The sequence below is a fragment of the Streptomyces sp. NPDC088124 genome, from assembly GCF_040685895.1.
Classification (GTDB): Bacteria; Actinomycetota; Actinomycetes; order Streptomycetales; family Streptomycetaceae; genus Streptomyces.
Map to the genome: position 1 here is coordinate 19026 of NZ_JBFBJB010000062.1, position 21260 is coordinate 40285.

General features: G+C 72.6%; 17 protein-coding genes and 1 pseudogene. 6 read left to right on the forward strand and 12 right to left on the reverse strand.

All coding sequences use genetic code 11. The features are described 5' to 3' along the window. On the reverse strand, positions 1 to 4632 hold the full coding sequence (locus AB0P17_RS35465) for an ATP-dependent helicase (RefSeq protein WP_365817704.1): 4632 nt from the start codon (positions 4630 to 4632) through the stop codon (positions 1 to 3). 230 nt (positions 4633 to 4862) lie between these two features. Between AB0P17_RS35465 and AB0P17_RS35470 the strand changes: the two genes are divergently transcribed. The 4 genes from AB0P17_RS35470 to AB0P17_RS35485 all read left to right on the forward strand — a co-directional run bounded on the left by AB0P17_RS35470 (position 4863) and on the right by AB0P17_RS35485 (position 7701). Next, the gene (locus tag AB0P17_RS35470) at positions 4863 to 5708 is read left to right on the forward strand and encodes an AzlC family ABC transporter permease (protein WP_365817764.1); all 846 of its coding nucleotides are present in this window, start codon (positions 4863 to 4865) and stop codon (positions 5706 to 5708) included. Next, complete coding sequence (locus AB0P17_RS35475) at positions 5705 to 6013, forward strand: AzlD domain-containing protein (RefSeq protein WP_365817706.1); 309 nt, start codon at positions 5705 to 5707, stop codon at positions 6011 to 6013. Before AB0P17_RS35470 ends, AB0P17_RS35475 begins: the two co-directional genes overlap by 4 nt. 51 nt (positions 6014 to 6064) lie before the next feature. Then, a complete protein-coding gene (locus AB0P17_RS35480; RefSeq protein WP_365817708.1) occupies positions 6065 to 6259 on the forward strand; it encodes a DUF3046 domain-containing protein in 195 nt (64 codons plus the stop codon). Positions 6260 to 6564: 305 nt separating this feature from the next. Next, positions 6565 to 7701, forward strand: coding sequence for an AI-2E family transporter (locus AB0P17_RS35485; RefSeq protein WP_365817710.1), 1137 nt, complete (start codon positions 6565 to 6567; stop codon positions 7699 to 7701). A gap of 10 nt (positions 7702 to 7711) precedes the next feature. On the opposite strand, the gene AB0P17_RS35490 is transcribed toward AB0P17_RS35485, so the two are convergent. From AB0P17_RS35490 to AB0P17_RS35510, 5 genes are all read right to left on the reverse strand, one after another. Continuing rightward, positions 7712 to 9718 (reverse strand): MMPL family transporter, encoded by a 2007-nt coding sequence (locus AB0P17_RS35490; protein ID WP_365817766.1) that lies wholly within the window; start codon positions 9716 to 9718, stop codon positions 7712 to 7714. A 233-nt stretch (positions 9719 to 9951) separates the two neighbouring features. Further along, positions 9952 to 10728, reverse strand: coding sequence for a cytochrome d ubiquinol oxidase subunit II (locus tag AB0P17_RS35495; protein WP_365817712.1), 777 nt, complete (start codon positions 10726 to 10728; stop codon positions 9952 to 9954). A gap of 40 nt (positions 10729 to 10768) precedes the next feature. Continuing rightward, the gene (locus tag AB0P17_RS35500) at positions 10769 to 12094 is read right to left on the reverse strand and encodes a cytochrome ubiquinol oxidase subunit I (RefSeq protein WP_365817714.1); all 1326 of its coding nucleotides are present in this window, start codon (positions 12092 to 12094) and stop codon (positions 10769 to 10771) included. 136 nt (positions 12095 to 12230) lie between these two features. Continuing rightward, positions 12231 to 12896, reverse strand: coding sequence for a response regulator transcription factor (locus AB0P17_RS35505; RefSeq protein ID WP_365817716.1), 666 nt, complete (start codon positions 12894 to 12896; stop codon positions 12231 to 12233). Positions 12897 to 12906: 10 nt separating this feature from the next. After that, positions 12907 to 14226 (reverse strand): sensor histidine kinase, encoded by a 1320-nt coding sequence (locus AB0P17_RS35510; protein ID WP_365817718.1) that lies wholly within the window; start codon positions 14224 to 14226, stop codon positions 12907 to 12909. A gap of 264 nt (positions 14227 to 14490) precedes the next feature. On the opposite strand from AB0P17_RS35510, the gene recA reads away from it, so the two are divergent. Together recA and recX are read left to right on the forward strand one after the other, a co-directional pair. Next, positions 14491 to 15618, forward strand: a complete 1128-nt coding sequence (gene recA, locus AB0P17_RS35515) for a recombinase RecA (RefSeq protein ID WP_365817720.1) — start codon at positions 14491 to 14493, stop codon at positions 15616 to 15618. Further along, positions 15552 to 16208 (forward strand): annotated as a pseudogene (gene recX / locus AB0P17_RS35520) (recombination regulator RecX); the annotation flags it as partial. The gene recA and the pseudogene recX, both read left to right, overlap by 67 nt. 422 nt (positions 16209 to 16630) lie before the next feature. Here recX and AB0P17_RS35525 read toward each other — a convergent pair. From AB0P17_RS35525 to AB0P17_RS35550, 6 genes are all read right to left on the reverse strand, one after another. Further along, positions 16631 to 17047 (reverse strand): rhodanese-like domain-containing protein, encoded by a 417-nt coding sequence (locus AB0P17_RS35525; protein WP_365817722.1) that lies wholly within the window; start codon positions 17045 to 17047, stop codon positions 16631 to 16633. After that, positions 17044 to 17601 (reverse strand): cysteine dioxygenase, encoded by a 558-nt coding sequence (locus AB0P17_RS35530; protein WP_365817725.1) that lies wholly within the window; start codon positions 17599 to 17601, stop codon positions 17044 to 17046. The genes AB0P17_RS35525 and AB0P17_RS35530 overlap by 4 nt, the downstream gene beginning before the upstream one ends. Before the next feature lie 76 nt (positions 17602 to 17677). Continuing rightward, complete coding sequence (locus AB0P17_RS35535) at positions 17678 to 17764, reverse strand: putative leader peptide (protein WP_311605579.1); 87 nt, start codon at positions 17762 to 17764, stop codon at positions 17678 to 17680. Positions 17765 to 17796: 32 nt separating this feature from the next. Next, a complete protein-coding gene (locus AB0P17_RS35540) occupies positions 17797 to 19509 on the reverse strand; it encodes an FAD-dependent monooxygenase (RefSeq protein WP_365817727.1) in 1713 nt (570 codons plus the stop codon). Positions 19510 to 19655: 146 nt separating this feature from the next. Beyond that, on the reverse strand, positions 19656 to 20567 hold the full coding sequence (locus AB0P17_RS35545; protein ID WP_365817729.1) for an amino acid ABC transporter permease: 912 nt from the start codon (positions 20565 to 20567) through the stop codon (positions 19656 to 19658). Then, positions 20564 to 21238 (reverse strand): amino acid ABC transporter permease, encoded by a 675-nt coding sequence (locus AB0P17_RS35550; protein WP_365817731.1) that lies wholly within the window; start codon positions 21236 to 21238, stop codon positions 20564 to 20566. The genes AB0P17_RS35545 and AB0P17_RS35550 overlap by 4 nt, the downstream gene beginning before the upstream one ends. Positions 21239 to 21260 lie beyond the last annotated feature (22 nt).

Here is a 21260-nt window from a genome sequence, read left to right on the forward strand (position 1 = left end):
TCAGGCGCGCAGGCGCAGGCCCCTGGGGGTGGCGTGGAAGCCCACTGACTCCAGGGTCCGGCCCAGAGGTGAGGTGAGCGCGGGTGTGCCGTTGGCCCGCTCGACCGTGACCGTACCGAGCGTGCCCGCGCGGGCGGCGTCCGCGAGCGCCCCCGCGGCGGCCGGCAGCGCGGGGTCCGCCGGGTCCGTGGCCCAGGCCAGCAGGGTCTTTCCGCCGCGCTCCAGGTAGAGGGTCAGCTCGCCGTCGACCAGGACGACCAGGGAGCCGGCCTTGCGCCCCGGTTTGTGGCCCGCGCCCTCCGGTGACTCCGGCCAGGGCAGCGCGGCCCCGTAGGCGTTGGCGGGATCGGCCGCCGCGAGGACGACGGCGCGCGGCGCGGGCTGCCCGGCGGCGCGGTCGCGGGCCGTCGCCGCGGCCCGCAGCCGGTCGACCGCCCCGTCCATCGCGAACTGGGCGGCGCCCAGGCCCTCCACGACATAGCCGCGCCGGGCCTGGCCGCTGTCCTCGAAGGCCGACAGCACGCGGTACGTGGCGGAGAAGCCGCCCGCCACGCCCTCGGCCGCGACCGCGCCCCGGGTCACCACGCCGTGACGGTCGAGGAGGGTGCGGGCCAGCGCGTGGGCGCGGTGAGTCGGGTCGGGTTCCTGGGCGGGCAGGAGCGACCAGCGCCCGCTCACGGTCGGCGGGCCCGTACGGGAGGCGGGTCTGGCGGCGGCCGTCAGGGTGCCGTACCGCCCCCGGGGCACCGGGCGTCGGGCGCGGTGGGCCGTGGAGCCCGCCGTACGGCCGGAGCCGAGCAGCGAGCGCAGCGGGGCCAGGGTGTCGTTGGTGAGCCGCCCGGACCAGGCCAGGTCCCAGAGGGCGTCGGCCAGTTGGGGGTCGGTCGCCTCGGGGTGGGTGGTCGCGCGCACCTGGTCGGCGATCTGCCGGAAGAAGAGCCCGTAACCGCCGGAGAGGGTGGTCAGCACCGAGGCGTGCAGGGCTGTCTGCTCCAGCGGGTGCGGGGCGGGGAGCAGCAGCGGCGCGGCGTCGGCGAGATAGAGCGAGACCCAGCCGTCCTTGCCGGGCAGGGCGCCGGCGCCGGCCCACAGGACCTCGCCCGTGGTGGTCAGCTCGTCCAGCAGCGCCGGGGTGTAGCCGGCGACCCGGGACGGCAGGATCAGCTTCTCCAGCGCGGAGGCGGGGACGGGGGCGCCCTGCAACTGCTCGACGGCGCGGGCGAGTCCGTCGATGCCGCGCAGGCTGTCGCCGCTCAGGTGCTGCCATTGGGGGAGGAACGTGGCGAGCGCGGCGGGTGCGACCGGCTCCAGCTCCTGGCGCAGCGCGGCCAGCGAGCGGCGGCGCAGCCGGCGGAGCACCGTGGCGTCGCACCACTCCTGGCCGATGCCGGACGGGTGGAACTCGCCCTGGACGACCCGGGCGCTCGCGGCGAGCCGCTGGAGCGCGCCGTCCGTGACCGCCGTCCCCAGACCGAAGCGCTCGGCCGCCGAGGACGAGGTGAACGGGCCGTGCGTACGGGCGTGGCGGGCGAGCAGGTCGCCCAGCGGATCCTTGACCGGTTCGGTGAACGCCTCCGGCACCCCGACCGGCAGCGCCGTGCCGAGGGCGTCCCGCAGCCGGCCGGCGTCCTCGACCGCCGCCCAGTGGTCCGCCCCGGCGATACGGACCGTGATGGCGCGGCGCGCGGCGGCCAGCTCCTCCGCCCAGGACGGCCGCGCGCCGCGCTCGGCCAGCTCGTCGTCGGTGAGCGGGCCGAGGACCCGCAGCAGGTCGGCGACGCCCTCGGCGTCCTTGACGCGCCGGTCCTCCGTCAGCCACTGAAGCTCCCGCTCCAGTTCCGTGAGGACCTCCGGGTCGAGCAGCTCCCGCAGCTCGGCCTGGCCCAGCAACTCGGCGAGCAGCCGCGAGTCCAGCGACAGGGCGGCGGCGCGCCGCTCGGCGAGGGGCGAGTCGCCCTCGTACAGGAACTGCGCGACGTAACCGAAGAGCAGCGACCGGGCGAAGGGCGAGGGCTCGGGGGTGGTCACCTCGACGAGCCGGACCCTGCGGGATTCGAGGTCACCCATGAGCTCGGTGAGGCCGGGGACGTCGAAGACGTCCTGAAGGCACTCGCGCACCGCCTCCAGCACGATGGGGAACGAACCGAACTCGCTCGCGACCTGGAGCAGTTGCGCGGCGCGCTGCCGCTGCTGCCACAGAGGCGTGCGCCTGCCGGGGCTGCGGCGCGGCAGCAGCAGCGCCCGCGCGGCGCACTCCCGGAACCGGGAGGCGAACAGGGCGGAGCCGCCGACCTGTTCGGTCACGATCCCGCGGATCTCGCCCGGGGCGAAGGCGACGTCCGCGGCGCCCAGCGGGGCCTGCTCGCCGTCGAAGGCGGTGCCGAGGCGGTCCCGATCGTCACCGTTTTCGACGTCCAGGAGGTCCAGGCCCATCAGATCGGCGTCCGGCAGCCGCAGCACGATGCCGTCGTCGGCGTGCATGACCTGCGCGTCCATGCCGTACCGCTCGGAGAGCCGGGCCCCGAGCGCCAGCGCCCACGGGGCGTGCACCTGCGCGCCGAAGGGGGAGTGGATCACCACCCGCCAGTCGCCGAGCTCGTCACGGAACCGCTCGACCAGGATCGTCCGGTCGTCGGGGACATGTCCGCAGGCGCGGCGCTGCTCGTCCAGGTACGAGAGGAGATTGCCGGCCGCCCAGTCGTCCAGGCCCGCCGTCATCAGGCGCAGCCGCGCGTCCTCCTCCGGGAGCGAGCCGACCTCCCGCAGGAAGGCGCCCACCGCGCGGCCCAGCTCCAGCGGGCGGCCGAGCTGGTCGCCCTTCCAGAAGGGCAGCCGTCCCGGGGCGCCGGGGGCCGGGGTGACCAGGACGCGGTCACGGGTGATGTCCTCGATCCGCCATGAGGTCGTCCCCAGGGTGAAGACATCGCCCACCCGGGACTCGTACACCATCTCCTCGTCCAGCTCACCGACCCGCCCGCCGCCCTTCTTCGGGTCCGCCCCGGCGAGGAAGACCCCGAAGAGGCCGCGGTCGGGGATCGTGCCACCCGAGGTGACGGCGAGGCGCTGCGCGCCCGGGCGGCCCGTGACCGTACCCGCGACGCGGTCCCACACCACGCGGGGCCGCAGCTCCGCGAAGGCGTCGGAGGGGTAGCGACCGGCGAGCATGTCCAGCACGGCGTGGAACGCGGAATCGGGCAGGGCGGCGAACGGCGCGGCCCTGCGGACCACGGCGAGCAGATCGTCCACCTGCCGGGTGTCCAGCGCGACCATGGCGACGAGCTGCTGCGCCAGCACGTCCAGCGGATTGGCGGGCACGCGCAGCGCCTCGATGGATCCGCCGCGCATCCGCTCCGTGACCACGGCGGCCTGCACCAGATCCCCGCGGTACTTCGGGAAGACGACGCCGGTGGAGACCGCGCCCACCTGATGGCCGGCCCGGCCCACCCGCTGGAGGCCGGAGGCGACCGAGGGCGGCGACTCGACCTGGACGACCAGGTCCACCGCTCCCATGTCGATCCCCAGCTCCAGGCTGGAGGTGGCCACGACGGCGGGCAGCCGGCCCGCCTTGAGGTCCTCCTCGACCTGGGAGCGCTGCTCCTTGGAGACCGAGCCGTGGTGCGCCCGGGCCAGCAGAGGGGGAGCGCCCTTCGCCGCGCCCGACTGGGCCATCACCTCGGCCGGGGCGTGCTCCTCGGGCATCGTCCGCCCCGTCGCACGCTCGTACGCGATCTCGTTGAGCCGGTTGCACAGCCGCTCGGCCAGCCGCCGGGAGTTGGCGAACACGATCGTGGAGCGGTGGGCCTGGACGAGATCGGCGATCCGCTCCTCCACATGCGGCCAGATCGACGGCTTCTCCCCGCTGTCCGTCTCCGACGCGGGGGAGCCGCCCAGCTCACCCAGGTCCTCGACCGGGACGACGACGGAGAGGTCGAACTCCTTGCCGGAGGGCGGCTGGACGATCTCCACCCTGCGCTGCGGCGACAGGTAGCGGGCCACTTCCTCCACCGGGCGGACCGTCGCGGACAGACCGATGCGCCGGGCCGGGCGCGGCAGCAGCTCGTCGAGCCGCTCCAGGGAGAGGGCGAGATGGGCGCCGCGCTTCGTCCCCGCCACGGCGTGCACCTCGTCCAGGATCACCGTCTCGACACCGGCGAGCGCGTCGCGCGCGGAGGACGTGAGCATCAGGAACAGCGACTCGGGGGTGGTGATCAGGATGTCCGGCGGCCGCGTCGCCATCGACCGGCGGTCGGCGGGCGGGGTGTCGCCCGAGCGGATACCGACCCGCACCTGCGGCTCGGGCAGCCCACGCCGTACGGACTCCTGCCGGATCCCCGTGAGCGGGCTGCGCAGATTGCGCTCCACGTCGACCGCGAGCGCCTTCAGCGGTGACACGTACAGCACCCGGCAGCGCTTCTTCGCCTCTGCGGGCGGTGGCGCCGAGGCGAGCTGGTCCAGCGCGGCGAGGAACGCGGCCAGGGTCTTGCCGGACCCGGTCGGCGCCACCACCAGCACGTCCGCGCCCTCCTGGATGGCGCGCCAGGCCCCCTCCTGTGCCGCGGTGGGCGCGGAGAAGGCCCCCGTGAACCAGCCGCGGGTCGCGGGGGAGAAGGAGTCGAGCGCGGTACCTGCCATGCCCCCCATCGTGCACCCGCCCACTGACAATCGCCCGGACCTGGGAGAACGGCCCCGGCCTCGCGGCCGCCCGCCCGCTGACCGCGGGGCGGGGGCGGGGATGGATACGAGGGAGCAGCGCCGCGGACGCGGGGGCGCACGCATGTACAAGACCTGAGGACCCCGCCCCGCGTAGCGTGCGCGACGTGACAGAACAGACAGCGTCCGCTTCCGCGGACATACCGGCCGGCATACCGGTGGACGGTCCTGGGGAAAGCACACCGCGACCCGGCCCCGAACCCGTACCCGACTCCGCCGTGGTGCGCGACGCACTCGGCGTCGGCATCGCCGTCGGGCTCTCGGGCTTCGCCTTCGGCGTCACCTCGGCGGGCGCCGGGCTCACCGTGGCGCAGAGCTGCGCGCTCAGCCTGCTGGTCTTCACCGGCGCCTCGCAGTTCGCGCTCGTCGGCGCCCTCGCGGCCGGCGGGAACCCGCTCACCGCCGCGGCGGGCGCGTTCTTCCTGGGAGTACGGAACGCCTTCTACGGCCTCAGGCTCTCCCGGTTGCTGCGGCTGCCGGGCCCCGTACGCCCGTTCGCCGCGCAGTGGGTGATCGACGAGACGACCGCCGTCACCCTCGCTCAGCCGACCCGGCGCGCCGCCAGGATCGGCTTCACGGTGACCGGGCTCACGCTCTACGTGCTGTGGAACCTGACCACTCTGGCCGGGGCGCTGGGCGCGGAGGCCCTCGGCGACACCGACGCCTGGGGGCTCGACGCCGCGGGCCCCGCCGTCTTCCTCGCGCTGCTCGCGCCGATGCTCCGCACCACCACGGAGCGGGCAACTGCCGGCCTCGCCGTCGTGCTGGGGCTGGGGCTGCTGCCGGTGCTGCCCGGCGGGGTGCCGGTACTCGTCGCGGCGCTCGCCGCACCGGCCGTGCTCTGGTTCCAGGGCCGTCGGCTCGGCGCCCGCCGGAATTCCGATGGACCGGAGGGCTCAGCAGGCGCGAAGGGCACAGATCCCGTGAAGGGCTCAGGAGGCGCGAAGGGGACAGGTCCCGTGAAGGGCTCAGGACGCACGAGGGGAACGGACCGTTGACCGTCTGGATCGCGATCGGCGCGACCGCCGTCGGCTGCTACCTCGTCAAGCTGCTGGGACTGCTCGTTCCCGCCGGTGCGCTGGAGCGCCCGCTCGTCCAGCGGCTGTCCGCCCTCCTCCCCGTCGCCCTGCTCGCCGCGCTCACCGCGCAGCAGACCTTCAGTGCGAACGGCGCGCTCGTCCTGGACGCCCGGGGCGCGGGGATCGCCGCGGCGGCCCTCGCGCTGGTGCTGCGCGCCCCGTTCCTGGTGGTCGTCGGCGCCGCGGTGGTGGTCACGGCGCTCGTACGGGCGGTGGCCGGCTGACTGTTCCGGCCTCGGGCCGGACCGCACTCCCCGGGGCGGGATACTGGAGGCATGCGGCTGACGATTTTCTGGGAGCGTATGGCGGACCACTTCGGTGCCGCCTACGCCGATTCCTTCGCCCGTGATCATGTGATGGCCGAACTGGGCGGCCGTACGGTGCACGAAGCGCTCGAAGCGGGCTGGGAGACCAAGGACGTCTGGCGCGCCGTCTGCGACGCCATGGGCGTACCGACCGAGAAGCGCTGACGCGCCGTCCGGCGGAACGGACCGCGATCCGGCACCGGGATTAGGCTCCGGGGACCGGTCCGTGACCCGTAGAGGACTCTCGTACAGGCCCCCTACCGGACCCTGCCGAAGTCCGGACCGCGGGGCCGGATGTCACAGCCGTAGTCCAGACTTACTCCGTGGCCCCGAACGACAACACCGCATCGGACGCAGAACCGCCGATCCCTCCGCCGGCCTCCCCGCCGGAGACCCCGCACGCCGCGTCCCCCGGGACGCCCGCGGGGGCCCTTCCGCGCCCGGACGCCGGGGGTGGGCGCGCCGACCGTATGCCCCGTTGGCTGCCGCGTGCCATGGTCCTCGCGCTGGGCCTCGTCGCCTGCTTCCAACTCGGCAACTGGGCGTTCCATCAGCTCATCGGACTGCTGATCAATGTGCTGATCGCCTTTTTCTTGGCGCTGGCCGTGGAGCCGGCGGTCAGCCGCATGGCGGACCGCGGGATGCGGCGCGGACTCGCCACGTTCCTGGTCTTCTCAGGGGTGCTGATAGCGAGCGCCGGTTTCGTGGTGATGCTCGGCTCCATACTGGCGGGCCAGATCATCGACATCGTCGACTCCTTCCCCCAGTACCTCGACTCGGTGATCAACTGGGTCAACCTGACGTTCCACACCGAGCTGTCCCGGGTCGCCGTCCAGGACAGCCTGTTGCACTCCGACTGGCTCCAGAGGTACGTGCAGAACAGCGCGAGCGGTGTCCTGGACATCTCCGCCACCGTGCTGGGCGGACTGTTCAGGCTCCTGACGATCTTCCTGTTCTCCTTCTACTTCGCCGCCGACGGGCCCCGGCTGCGCCGCGCGCTCTGCTCCGTCCTGCCGCCCGCCCGGCAGGCCGAGGTGCTGCGCGCCTGGGAGATCGCGGTGGTGAAGACCGGCGGCTATCTCTACTCACGCGGACTGATGGCCCTCATATCGGGTGTCGCGCATTACATCCTGCTGGAGATCCTCGGCGTTCCGTACGCGTCGGCCCTCGCGATGTGGGTGGGACTGGTCTCCCAGTTCATCCCGACCATCGGCACCTACCTGGCCGGTGCCCTGCCCATGCTGATCGCCTTCACCGTGGACCCCTGGTACGCGCTGTGGGTCCTCGGCTTCGTCGTCATCTACCAGCAGTTCGAGAATTACATGCTCCAGCCCAAGCTCACCGCCCGGTCCGTGGACATCCACCCGGCGGTCGCCTTCGGCTCGGTCATCGCGGGTACGGCGCTGCTGGGCGCCGTCGGCGCGCTGATCGCGATACCCGCCGTCGCGACCCTGCAGGCGTTTCTCGGCGCGTACGTGAAGCGGTACGACGTGATGGACGCCCCGAGGGTGGGTGGCCGGCCGCGGCGTCCCGGCATTCCGCTGCTGGGGCAGATACGGCGGGTGCTGCGTGTGGACGGGGACGACACCGGCCGCCCGCGCGCGTAGCCGGCCGGCCTCAGTGACGTTCCAGCTCCACCTTCGGCAGGATCCGGCCGAGCGGCTTCGGCAGCCACCAGGCGGCGCCTCCCAGAAGCCGCATCACCGCGGGCACGATGAGACAGCGGATGACCACCGCGTCCAGCAGGATCGCCACCGCCATCCCGAGGCCGAACTGCTGGAGCATCCGGTCGGGGCCGAGGACGAACGCCGCGAAGACCACGATCATGATCGCCGCCGCGGCCGTGATGACCTTCCCGGTCGCCGCCAGGCCCTCACGGACCGCGGCCTGCGGATCCCTGGTGCGCTCCCACTCCTCATGGATGCGGGAGAGCAGGAACACCTCGTAGTCCATCGAGAGCCCGAAGACGATCGCGAAGATCATGACGGGGATGAACGCCTCGATCGGCCCCGGCTCCACCCCGAACCAGCCGTGCTGGAAGACCAGGGTGATCGCGCCGAGCGCCGCCCCGATGCTCACCAGATTGAGCAGCGCGGCCTTCAGGGGGATCAGTAGGGACCGGAAGACCACGAGCAGCAGCAGGGCCGAGAGGCCCACCACGATCGCGACGAACAGCGGCATCCGGGCGGACACCGTGGCCGCGAAGTCCTCCGTCGCGGCGGTGGCGCCGCCGACCAGCAACTCCGCGCCCGTCCGCCGCTCCAGCGGCGGCAGGACCTCGTCGCGCAACCGGTCGACGAGGAGCGAGGTCGCCTCGGCCTGCGGCGCGGAGTCGGGGAAGGCGATGACCGTGGTGACGGAGGCGTCCCGCGTCGGGATCGGCGCCGACGCCGCGGCGACGCCGAGGGTGCTCTCCAGTGCCTGCCGCAGCGCAGCGCCGGTCCCCGCTCCGCCGCCGTCCGCGATCACGATCAGCGGTCCGTTGAAGCCGGCCCCGAAGCCGTCCGCCAGCAGGTCGTACGCCTGCCGGCTCGTCTTCGTCTCCGCGTCGCTGCCCGCGTCCGCGAAGCCGAGGCGCAGCCCGGCCGCCGGGGCGGCCAGCGCGCCCAGTGCGGCCAGGGAGACCAGCAGCACGGCCCACGGCCGTCGCTGTACCGCGCTCGCCCAGCGTCGCCAGGCCGCCCCCTCGGGGGCCCGGGCCGCTGCCGTGCGCCGGGCGGCCTGGCGCGCGATCCGTGCCCCGAAGACGCCCAGCAGGGCGGGCAGCAGGGTCAGCGAGGCAGCCATGGTGAGCAGCACGGTCAGGGCGACGGCCAGGGCGACGCCCTGGAGCGAGCCGAGCCCGAGCACGACCAGCCCCATCAGCGCGATGATCACGGTGCAGCCCGCGAAGAAAACGGTGCGCCCCGCCGCGTCCAGCGCCGCGCGCGTGGCCTGTTCGGGTCCGGCGCCCGCGCGCAGTTCGCTCCGGTACCGGGAGAAGATCAGCAGGGCGTAGTCGATGCCCACCCCCAGCCCGACCAGCATCATGACCGGCGGCGTGAAATCGGCGACGTCCGCGAGGTGCGAGGCGAGCGCGATCAGCCCGACGGAGGCGCCCACCGCGAAGACCGCCGTGACCACCGGCAGGCTCGCCGCGACCAGTGAGCCGAAGAGGAACACGAGGATCACCAGCGCGCCGAGGATGCCGAGCCCCTCGGCCGCCCCGCCGCCCGACTCCTCGGAGGTCCGCGCCGCTTCGCCGCCGACCGCCGTCTCCAGGCCGTCCCCCGCGAGGGAGCCGGCCACGTCGATGACACGGAGGACGTCCTCCTTGGGGACGCTCTCCGGCGCACCGTCCAGGGTGACGGTGGCGTAGCCGACGGTGCCGTCCCGCGACACCACGGCAGTGTCCTCGTACGGGCTCCGGACCTGAGTGACCCCCGGCAGGGCCGCGACCTTGTCGAGGGCCGCCCCGACGCGGCGTTCGACCGCGCCGTCGCGTATCCCGGCCGCGCTGCGCACCACGATCTGCACGGTCGCGTCGGCCTGGGCCGAGCCGTGCCGCTCCAGCACGCTCAGGGCGCGCTGCGAGTCCGTTCCCGGCAGCGCGAAGTCGTTGTGGTAGGCGCTGCCGACCGCCATGGAGACGCCCGTCGTGGCGGCCACCACCGCGATCCACAGGGTCAGGGCGCGCAGTTTGTGCCGGAAGGAGAAGGCGGCGAGGCGTTCGAAGACACCTGTCCGCCGCGGCGTACGGGGGCGTTCGTCGGTGATGCTCACAGTTGCGCTCCAGAGGATGAGGACAGGAGATGCCGGAAACCGAAAGCCGGAAGGAGGAAGGGAAGGGACGTCAGGGGTGAGGAAGTGCAGAGGGATCAGAGGTAGGAGGGTCGGGTCACCCGGTGCCGGAAGGTGTGCCACACCCATGCCTGGACGGCGACCAGCAGGGGGGTGACCGTCAGCACCACCGGGACGAGCAGCGCGAGCGTCGCCCCGTCCGCCGCCGACGCGTGCAGCGGCAGACCGCGCCCGGCGCATACGGGCAGCGCCGCCATCAGGACAGTGGTCAGCACCAGCGACGGCCCCGGGCCGGTGCGCCCCGTGAGCCGCCGGGCCCGCTCGAAGGGCGCGCCGGTCAGCCGCACGGCCGCGAAACCGAGGCCGTGCGCGGCGAACAGCGCGGCCACCGCGAGCGCCGTGAGTACGGCCACGGGGCCCGAGGCGGGCCGCTCCGGGGCGCCGGTGAACAGCGCGGCCAGCAGCCAGCCCCAGGTCAGTGCGACCGCCCAACTCCCGCAGACCACCGCGCCGTCGCACACCGCGCGCCGTACGGAGCCGCCGCTCCGCCCACGCAGCCACAGCCCCATGTCCCGGACGACCCATCCGACGAGCAGCGGCACGACCACCGTGAACTGTCCGCTGAGCAACTCCCCCTCCAGTTCGGGGAAGCAGCCGACGAGCACACCCGCGGCGGCGATCAGCCACACCTCGTTGCCGAGGAAGAAGGGGGAGAAGGACGTGAGCACGAGCCGGCGTTCGGCGGGGTCGCGGCCGAGATACGGCAGCAGCATGCCCGTACCGATATCCGTCCCGCCGAGGACGAAGTAGCCCGCCATGAAGAAGCCGAGCAGGGCGATGGCCAGGGTTTCCACGACGTCTCCTCGTTCTGGGGGCTCCCGGGTTCTCGGCTCTTCAGTAGCGCGGGGCGGCCAGGGAGTCCGCCGGGTCGGGGCTCGCGCCGTCGCCGTCCGTACGGTCGTCATGGCCGAGCCCCGCCGCCACGGGGCCCAGCCGGGCATGGCGCCACAGCAACACCGTGTTGACGACGGCGAGCAACAAGAAGAGCGTGGTGAAGACGGCCAGAGAGGCACGCATCGCGGCGGGGGAGAGGTCGGAGACCGCGTCCCGCGTCCTGAGCACCCCGTACACCACCCAGGGCTGCCGGCCCGCCTCCCGGAAGACCCAGCCGGCGATCATCGCCAGGTACGGCAGCGGTACGGACGCCATCAGCACCACGTGCCAGAGCCGGAAGCGGACGACAGCTTTCCGGGAACAGGCGAGCGCCGTACCGGCCAGGCAGAGGTACATCATCAACGCGAACGCGCCGAGCATCACCAGGGCGCCGCCCCGTGTCCACGCCGGTGACGGCACATAGTCACCAGGGCCGAACCGGGCGACCAGATCCGACTGGAGCTGAGCGATCTCGGCTGTCTTCTGCTCGAACACGGCCGACTTCATGGGCTGGAGCGTGACAAGTGAGGTGAGCTGAAGCCCGCCGAACACCGCGGTCACCATCAGCGCGGGGGCCGAGACGAACACCCCGGTCCGCAGCCCGAGCGTGAAGAACTCCCGCTCCTCGGTGCGCCGGAACAGGTGGTACGCGCTGACGCCGGCCATGAAGAAGCCCGCGGTGACCAGCGAACCGGCCAGGACGTGGCCGAACGCCAGCAGCGCTCTGGGGTTGGTGACCAGCGCGCCGACATCGGCGAGGACCGCCTGGCCCGCCTCCATCCGGTGGCCCACCGGGTGGTTGAGGAATCCGTTGGCGACCAGGATCCAGAACGCCGACAGATACGCGGTGAACGTGACGACCCAGATCATCGCGAGATGGGTCCGGGGGCCGAACCGGTTCCAGCCGAAGATCCACAGGCCGAGGAAGGTCGACTCGACGAAGAAGGCGACGATGGTCTCGACGGCGAGCGCGGCACCGAGCACATTGCCGGCGCCGTGGGTGAGCCCGCTCCAGCTCAGACCGAACTGGAACTCCATCACGATGCCGGTGACGATCCCGACGGCATAGTTGATGACGTACAACTGCCCCCAGTACCGCACCATCCGCGCGTGCTGCGGACGCCCGCTGATCGTGGCCCTGGTCTGCAGACAGGCCACGATCGTCGCCAGCCCCAGGGTCAGGGTGACGAACAGGAAGTGACCGCCCGCGGTCAGGCCGAACTGAAGCCGTGCGAGGTCCAGGGTTTCCGGGGATACGGTGCCGCTCGTGCCGCTGAGATCTGCCACGCCCACACAGTGGGCGTACGGTACGGGGCGCCGCGTCGCCCCGCGGAGGACACCGGGACTACCCCAGGAGTCGTGGGCGGACCCGGCTGCGTACCACGGAAGTTGCGGGCGCGCCGTCCGCTCGCGGGGACACCGGCTACGCCAGCCAGCCCGGGGTGATCATCCCCGACTCGTACGCGAGGATCACGAGCTGTGCCCGGTCCCGTACGGCCAGCTTGGTCATGATCCGGCTGACATGGGTCTTCGCGGTGGCCGGGGAGAGCACCAGCCGCCGCGCGATCTCGTCGTTGGACAGGCCCGCGCCGACCAGGCCCATCACTTCGCGCTCCCGCTCGGTCAGGGCGTTCAGCCGGGGACTCGGGTCGGGCTGCCGGCCGCGCACCGCGAACTCGGCGATCAGCCGGCGCGTGACGGCCGGCGCGATCAGCGCGTCGCCACGCGCCACGACGCGTACCCCGTGCAGCAGTTCCATCGGTTCGGTGTCCTTGACCAGAAAGCCGGAGGCGCCCGCACGCAGCGCCCCGTACACGTAGTCGTCGATGTCGAAGGTGGTGAGGATGACGACCCGTACGCCCTCCAGGCGTGGGTCGGCGAGGATACGGCGGGTGGCCTCCAGGCCGTCGAGTACCGGCATTCTGATGTCCATGAGGACCACATCGGGGCGGAGTTCGCGAGCCAGCGTGATCGCCTGCTCGCCGTCGGCGGCCTCGCCCACCACCTCCATGTCGGTCTCGTCGGCGAGTATCGAGCGGAATCCGGCCCGTACGAGGGTCTGGTCGTCGGCCAGTACCACGCGGATCATTCGGTCCCTTTCAGTCGGTGAGAGCCTGTGGCGGGCCGGTGTCGGGCGATGACGCCGCGGGCGGTCCGGTGGTGGGTGGTGCCAGTGGCAGCCTGGCCTCGACCCTGAAACCACCGGGCGTGTTCCGGGCTGTCAGTTCGCCGCCGAACGCCTTCGCGCGCTCGGCCATGCCGCGGATGCCGCTGTCCGTCGGCCCTGTGCCCGGCTCCGTACGGGGCCCCGTACGTGGCCCCTGGCGGGCGTTCGCCGCGTGTCCGGTGCCCGTTCCGGTGTCCGCGCCCCGTCCGTCGTCCTCGATCCGTACGCGGATGTCCGTGGCGCCGTGAATGATGGTCACCAGCGCGCTGAGGGCGCCGGAGTGGCGCGTCACGTTCGTGAGCGACTCCTGCACGATCCGGTACGCGGCCAGGTCGACCGGCGGCGGCAACGGGCGCCCGCCGCCTTCCGTACGGACACCGACCGCGATGCCTGTCGAGCGGGCCCGCTCGACCAGCTCACCGAGCCGGTCGAGGCCGGAGGTCGGCGCGGTCGGCGCCGCCTCGTCGGCCTGCCGCAGCACTCCGAGCGTGCCGCGCAGTTCGCGCAGGGCCTCCTTGCTGGTGGCCTTGACCGCTTCGAGCGCTTCCTCGGCGGCCGCGAGGGCGACCGGTGGCTCGGGCTTCTTGCCCAGCCGGTGCAGCACCGCGCTGGACTGCACGTTGATCAGGGAGATGCTGTGCCCGAGGACGTCGTGCAGTTCGCGCGCGATCCGCAGCCGCTCCTCGGTGGCGCTCTGCCGGGCCCGTGCCTCCTGCTCGCGCTCGGCGGCCAGCGCACGCTGCTCGGCCTCGTGGAGGTAGGCGGCCCTGGTGCGCTGGGCGCGGCCGACGGCGACCAGGCTGATCAGCCAGCCGGTGAGCATGACGAGAGAGGTGTCGTCGATCTGGCGGTGGCCCGAGTCCTGGCGGAGCTCGCCGTAGCCCACGGCGAGCAGGGTGGCGGAGGCCAGCGCGACCGAGGCGGTGAAGCGGCCTTCGGCGGCCAGGGTGTAGAGCGCGACCGCGAAGGTGGTCATCAGCGGGCCGTCGGTGACGCTCACCGGGTAGTAGACGCAGGACGTCAGCAGTGTGATGACGCCCACGGCCACGGGCCGGCGCCGCCGGAAGTACAGGGCGCCGCAGCCGAGGGCGATCAAACCCCAGCCGATCAGCGCGCGGCCGGGCGGTTCGTCCCCCGAACGCATCTGGAGCAGGGTCCAGACGGCCACGACGGCGGAGACGACGAGTGCCACGGCGAGGTCGGTCTCCCGTACGGACAGCCGTCGGCGGCGGGCGGGGGAGGTGAGCACCATGCGAGGAAGGATAGGCGGGGCCCGTCACGTGTCGCTTGACACCAAAATCGAACATCCATTCTTATGGGGAGGGCTGCCGGTGTTTCCCCGGTCCGGTCGGCGGAGTGTGTGGTGGCGTGGTGGAGGGGGCGGCGGCCGGCGGTTGGCCCGGCCGGGTTGTCCGCAGTTGTCCACAGGCGGGGAGGCGTCGGGGGCGCGTTGTCAGTGGCAGGGGATAGCGTCGTTGACGTGAAGCGATCGACTCAAGCAAATCGGGTGGAACCCATGGCAGGAACCGACCGCGAGAAGGCGCTCGACGCCGCTCTCGCACAAATTGAACGACAATTCGGCAAGGGCGCAGTGATGCGCATGGGCGACCGGCCGAACGACCCCATCGAGGTCATCCCCACCGGATCGACCGCGCTCGACGTCGCGCTCGGCGTCGGCGGCCTGCCGCGCGGCCGGGTGGTGGAGGTGTACGGCCCCGAGTCCTCCGGCAAGACGACGCTGACGCTGCACGCCGTGGCGAACGCGCAGCGGATGGGCGGCGCGGTGGCCTTCGTGGACGCCGAGCACGCCCTCGACCCCGAGTACGCGAAGAAACTCGGCGTCGACATCGACAATCTGCTCCTCTCCCAGCCGGACAACGGTGAGCAGGCCCTGGAGATCGTGGACATGCTGGTCCGCTCCGGCGCGCTCGACCTGATCGTCATCGACTCCGTCGCCGCGCTGGTGCCCCGCGCGGAGATCGAGGGCGAGATGGGCGACTCGCACGTCGGCCTCCAGGCGCGGCTGATGAGCCAGGCGCTCCGGAAGATCACCAGCGCGCTCAACCAGTCCAAGACCACCGCGATCTTCATCAACCAGCTCCGCGAGAAGATCGGCGTGATGTTCGGCTCGCCGGAGACCACGACCGGTGGCCGGGCGCTCAAGTTCTACGCGTCGGTCCGGCTCGACATCCGCCGTATCGAGACCCTGAAGGACGGCACCGAGGCCGTCGGCAACCGCACCCGGGTCAAGGTCGTCAAGAACAAGGTCTCGCCGCCCTTCAAGCAGGCCGAGTTCGACATCCTCTACGGCCAGGGCATCAGCCGCGAGGGCGGTCTGATCGACATGGGCGTGGAGCACGGCTTCGTCCGCAAGGCCGGCGCCTGGTACACGTACGAGGGCGACCAGCTCGGCCAGGGCAAGGAGAACTCCCGCAACTTCCTCAAGGACAACCCCGATCTCGCCAATGAGATCGAGAAGAAGATCCTGGAGAAGCTGGGGGTCGGCGTCCAGCCGCAGGCGCCGACGGCCGAGCCCGGAGCGGACGCCGCGGGCGCCCCCGCCTCCGGTGCCGAACCGGTGAAGCCGGCCACCGCCACTGCCTCCAAGGCCAAGTCGGCCAAGTCGGCAGCGGCCAAGAGTTAGTTCCTGCCGTGCCTTACGCGAAGAGGCGGCGGACCGAAAAGCCGGGCGGCAGCTCCGACTCGTCGAGGGCCGAGCAGGAGCTGTCGCCCCAGGATCCGGCCGAGCGGGCGCGGGCGATCTGTCTGCGCCTGCTCACCGGCACCCCCCGTACACGCAAACAGCTCGCGGACGCTCTGGAGAAGCGGGAGATCCCGGAGGAGATCGCGGAGGAGGTGCTCTCCCGCTTCGAGGACGTGGGACTGATCAACGACGCGGCGTTCGCAGACGCGTGGGTCGAGTCACGGCACCACGGCCGCGGTCTGGCCCGGCGCGCCCTCGCGCGGGAGCTGCGGACGAAAGGCGTGGAGTCCGCGCTGATCGACGAGGCGGTCGGGCAGCTCGACTCCGAGCGGGAGGAGGAGACCGCCCGCGAGCTGGTCGCCCGCAAGCTCCGCGCCACCCGTGGCCTGGAGCGGGACAGACGGGTGCGCCGGCTCGCGGGGATGCTGGCGCGCAAGGGATATCCGGAGGGCATGGCGCTCCGGGTGGTCAAGCGGGCGCTGGAGGAGGAGGGCGAGGACACCGAGGGGCTGGAGGAGGGCGTCCATTGAGGGGGCGACCTCCGGGCCAGGACCTGGACACACAGACCCGGACCCGGGACCGGCACCCGGACCTGGGACCGGCACCGGACTCAGGCGGGCGGGCATGAGACCGGAGACGGACACGAGACCCGGGGTCCGGACCTGGGCTCAGGACACGGGCACGGACACGGACCCGGCCCGGGGTCGGCCTCGGACTGAGGTACAGGACACGGACCGTGGGCCGGACCGGCACCCGGACCTGGGACCGGCACCGGACACGGACCATGGGCCGGAGCTGGACCGGAACCGGACACGGACCGGGGCCGGAGAACGGACCTGGAGCGGGGCCGGAGAACGGACCTGGAGCGGGGCCGGCGCCGGGGGTTCCGGTCGGGTCGTTGGCGTGGCCGGTTCGGCTTCGTACGGGAGGGCTCGGTGCCGCGTGTGTACGGTCACCGTGTGACGGGCAGCCCCTCGGCCTTCCACGCCTGGAAGCCTCCGACGAGGTCGGTCGCGCGGTGCAGTCCCAACTGCCGCAGGGACACCGCCGCCAGGCTCGACGCGTACCCCTCGTTGCAGACGACCACGACCCGCAGCTCATGGCTGGTCGCCTCCGGGGCTCGATGGCTGCCCCGCGGGTCGAGCCGCCACTCCAGCTCGTTGCGCTCCACGACCAGCGCTCCCGGGATCAGCCCGTCGCGCTCGCGCAGCGCCGCGTACCGGATGTCCACCAGCAGCGCGCCGGCCGCCGCGGCCTCGAACGCCTCCCGGGGCTCCAGCCGGTCCAGGTCCGCCCGGACCCGTTCCAGCAGCTCGTCTATGCCCACCGGCTCGCCGCCCGGCCGCTCATCGGTTCCCCGCGCGCTCACTGCCACTCCTCGGGACGCTCGACCTGTTCGAGACGGAGTACCTGTCCGGTGCGGCTGTAGCGCCGCATCAGCGGCAGCGGCGGGTAGTACGCGTGGACGGACACGGCATGCGCGGTCCCGGACTCGTTGCGCACCTCATGGACATGGTGCCGGCCGAACGCCCGGCCCTCGCCCGCCGTCAGCTGCCGCTCGCGGTCCACGTCCTCGGCCAGCTCCAGGGTCTTCCACCCCTCGGTGGGCAGCCGCGCCGCCAGCGAGTCCTCCTTGAGCGTGCCCGCCGCCGTGGCGAACGCGCCGTGCGAGCCACCGTGGTCGTGCCAGCCGGTACCCGTGCCGGGCGGCCAGCCGATCAGCCACGCCTCGCTGCCCTCCGGCCCCTCCAGCCTGATCCACGTACGCCCCTCGGGGTCGAGCGGCAGGGAGTCGATCAGCGCGCGGTCGGCGGCGGCGCCGCGGACGAAGTCCAGCAGCTCGGCGGGGGTAGGACCGGCGGCCGGGCCGGACGCGACGGGCCCGGCGGCGGGTGCGGATGTGGGTACGGGAACAAGAGACACGGTGACCGTCCTGAGAGGTTCGCGGGGGTGCGCCGCCGTGGCGCTGAGCGGCGGGCGCGGAGCGGAAAGGGGCGAATCAACAGGACGGGCGACACACGCAGCCCGCATAGCGGACCAGGTCCATATGGACCCTCCGCCACAGGCGCACATCGGTGTCAGTCACGATTCGGAGTACACCATGTGAGCCCGCGGCGGTCAATTGATGTTCGCGGTGCGGTCAGGAGTTACCGGAGCGTTCGGCTTCGGAACGGTGTGCGCCGTCGGTTGATCGGCGCCGCCCGGAGCCTTGGCACCGCCCGACGCCCTGCCGGCGTCCGGACCCCCGGCGCTCCCGGAAGGCGCGTCCGGCGCACCGCCGCGCGCCGCGTCCGCCGCCGCGTAGAGGTCCCCCGGCCGTACTCCGCCGAAGGCCGTCACGAGGTGCCCGTCCGGCCGCACCAGCAGCACACTGTGCGCGGAGGCCCCGGGATACGCCTCCGTGACCAGCAGCTCCGCCCGTACCGGCAGGGCCGACACGGCCTCGGCCAGCCGCGGCATCACCCCCGCCGTCAGCCAGTGCCGCCGGTCCCAGACCCCGGTGCCCGGGGCAACCAGCACCACCAGCAGCCGGCCCTGTCCCAGCCGCTCGCCGAGGCGGGTGGTCGTGCCGTCCGGCGCCGTCACCCGTACGTCGTCGACCAGGGCGCCGGGCGGCGTGCCCACCGCCGTCTGCGTGTCGGTGCGCGGGGGCGCGAGGGGGGAGTGCGGATAGGAGGGCGGCGCGCCCAGCGGACCGTGCCCGAGGTGCCCATCGGCGAGCAGGGTGTCGTGCCCGCGGGTCGCCCCCGGCATGTACGTACGCAGCCCGCCGCCTCCCCGCAGTATCGGCAGCGACTGGTCGGCCGCGCGGAGCCGCGCGGCCACGGCGGTGCGGCGCTCGGCCTGGTAGCTGTCCAGGAGCGTCTCGGAAGCCCCGTGGTGCCAGTCCTCGCCGAGCTTCCAGGCGAGGTTGCCGATGTCGCGGAGCCCCTCGTCGAGCCCCTGCGTGCCGACGGCGCCCAGCAGATGCGCGGCGTCCCCGGCGAGAAAGGCCCGGCCCGCGCGCCAGCGTCGGGCGAGCCGGTGGTGCAGCGTGTATACGCCCGTGTCGAGGAGTTCGTACGGCGGTGTCTCACCGCACCAGCCGGCCAGGGTGTCCCGTAAACGCGACACCAGCGCGTCGGGCGTCACCAAGTCGCCGCGGGCCGGCAGCAGCCAGTCGACCCGCCACACACCGTTCCCGAGCGGCCTGGCGGAGACCTCCTCGCCGCCGCCCGGCCACGGTGGCCTGCGGTGCAGCAGCGCCTCGTCCGGCCACGGCAGCTCCGCGCGGAGCGCGGCGACCGCGTGCCGCTCCACCGCCGTACGCCCCGGGAAACGGATGCCGAGGAGCTTGCGGACCGTGGAGCGGGCGCCGTCGCACCCCACGAGGTGGCTGCCACGCCACCAGGTCGCGCCGGGGCCGCGGGTGTGCGCGGTGATCCCGTGGCCGTCCTGCTCCAGGGCGTCGAGCCGGCTCCCGGGGACCACCCGGATCAGGCCCTCCTCGGCGATGGAGGCGCGCAGTCCGCGCGTCAGGGCGTGCTGCGGGATGTGCAGCGGGGCCGGGGAACCGTCATCGGTCCGGCCGAGGGGCAGTTCCCGCATGAGCTGCTTGCGCCGCATCAGACGCCAGCCCACCCAGCGTGCTCCCTCGTCACCGAGGGTGGTGCAGCCGAGCCGGGCCAGCAGCGCGACGGTGTCCGGCCGCAGTACGGCCGTCCGCGCGGGGCGCGGATCGTCCGTGCCGGTGCCCTCGTCCAGCACGACGGAGGGGACACCCTGCACGGCGAGGGCCAGCGAGAGCGCGAGCCCGACCGGGCCCGCGCCCACGACGATCACCGGGTCCACGGCGCGCCCCTTCGGGCCCGTGCGGTCATACGGTCAAGGGCGGTAGGAGCCCGGTGTGTGATCACAGAACGTATGCAACCTACTGGGGGTGCTCGCGTCAAGCGACGGGCGGGGAGGCGCGCACACCCCCCGCCCCGCCCGCCTCATCAGGCAGAGTTGTTGCCGCCGTCCATGGTGTGCCCCGGGCCGTAGGCCAGATGAGGTTCCCCGGCCCCGAGGACCTCACCGGTGCTCTTCTTGCCGCGCCGCAGCCGCCGCTCCAGCCAGCTGGCGAAAGCAGTGAGCGCGGAGTTCAGCGCGATGTAGATCAGGGCGATGACGACGAGCGTGGCGATGGTGTTCGCACCGTAGTTGGCGGTGATCGAACGGTTCTGCGCGAGTAGTTCGGAGAAGCCGAGCATCGCGCCGCCCAGCGCCGTGTCCTTGACGACCACCACGAGCTGGCTGACCAGGGCCGGCAGCATCGCGGTCACGGCCTGCGGCAGCAGGACGTACGACATGGTCTGGCCCTTGCGCATCCCGATCGCCTTCGCGGCGTCGGTCTGACCGTTCGGCAGCGTGAGGATGCCGGCCCGGACGATCTCGGCGATGACCGAGGCGTTGTAGAGCACCAGGCCCGTCACCACGGCGTACAGCGGCCTCAGGTCCGAGGAGACATTGCTGAACTGCACGTACAGCGCGGAGGCGAACACCATCATGAGCAGCACCGGGATGGAGCGGAAGAACTCCACCACCACGCCGACCGGCACCCGGACCCACACGTGGTCGGAGAGCCGCCCGATGCCGAGCAGCGCGCCGAACGGCAGGGCGATCACGATGGAGAGAGCCGCGGCCGTGAGGGTCTCCCAGAGGCCGGGCAGCAGATAGGTCGTCCAGACGGCGGAGTCCGTGACGAACGGGCTCCACTTCTCGGACGCGAGCTGCTCCTTCTCGGCCATGGCGGCCAGTACCCACCAGGCGGCGAGCGCGAAGACCACCAGGAACACGACCGTGTAGAGGATGTTGCGCCGCTTGGCGCGGGCCCCCGGGGCGTCGTACAGGACGGACGTGCCACTCATCGCTTCACCGCCACACGCTTGCTGACCCAGCCCAGAACCAGGCCGGTCGGGAGGGTGAGAACGACGAAGCCGAAGGCGAACACCGCGAACACGGTGAAGAGCGCACTGGTCTCGTTCTCGATCATGGTCTTCATCAGCGCCGAGGCTTCCGCTACCCCGATGGCCGCGGCGACCGTCGTGTTCTTCGTCAGCGCGATCAGCACGTTGGCCAGCGGCGCCACCACGGAGCGGAACGCCTGGGGCAGCACGATCAGCGTCAGCACCTGGAAGAAGCTCAGCCCGAGCGCGCGGGCGGCCTCCGCCTGCCCGACGGGCACGGTGTTGATGCCGGAGCGCAGGGACTCGCAGACGAAGGTGCCGGTGTAGGCGACCAGGCCCAGCACGGCGAGCCGGAAGCCGATGGACTTGAAGTCCCCGCCGCCGAGCGTGATCTGGAGGGTCTGACCGAGCGCTAGTGAACAGCCCACGAGTATCACGGTCAACGGGGTGTTACGGATGAAGTTGACGTAGGCGGTGCCGAAGGTACGCATGAGTGGTACGGGACTGACACGCATCCCGGCCAGCAGCGTTCCCCATATGAGGGAACCCACTGCGGAATAGAGGGTGAGCTGCACCGTCACCCAGAAGGCGCCGAGCAGGTCGTACTGCCCGGAATCAAGAAAGTCGAACACGATGCCCCGCGCTCTCCCCTGG

Coding starts and splice junctions, on each gene's coding strand:
- AB0P17_RS35465 (WP_365817704.1), bottom strand. CDS start 4,632: ATGGCAGGTACCGCGCTCGACTCCTTCTCCCCCGCGACCCGCGGCTGG.
- AB0P17_RS35480 (WP_365817708.1), top strand. CDS start 6,065: ATGCGGCTGACGATTTTCTGGGAGCGTATGGCGGACCACTTCGGTGCC.
- AB0P17_RS35485 (WP_365817710.1), top strand. CDS start 6,565: ATGCCCCGTTGGCTGCCGCGTGCCATGGTCCTCGCGCTGGGCCTCGTC.
- AB0P17_RS35490 (WP_365817766.1), bottom strand. CDS start 9,718: ATGGCGGTCGGCAGCGCCTACCACAACGACTTCGCGCTGCCGGGAACG.
- AB0P17_RS35505 (WP_365817716.1), bottom strand. CDS start 12,896: ATGATCCGCGTGGTACTGGCCGACGACCAGACCCTCGTACGGGCCGGA.
- AB0P17_RS35510 (WP_365817718.1), bottom strand. CDS start 14,226: ATGGTGCTCACCTCCCCCGCCCGCCGCCGACGGCTGTCCGTACGGGAG.
- recA (WP_365817720.1), top strand. CDS start 14,491: ATGGCAGGAACCGACCGCGAGAAGGCGCTCGACGCCGCTCTCGCACAA.
- AB0P17_RS35545 (WP_365817729.1), bottom strand. CDS start 20,567: ATGAGTGGCACGTCCGTCCTGTACGACGCCCCGGGGGCCCGCGCCAAG.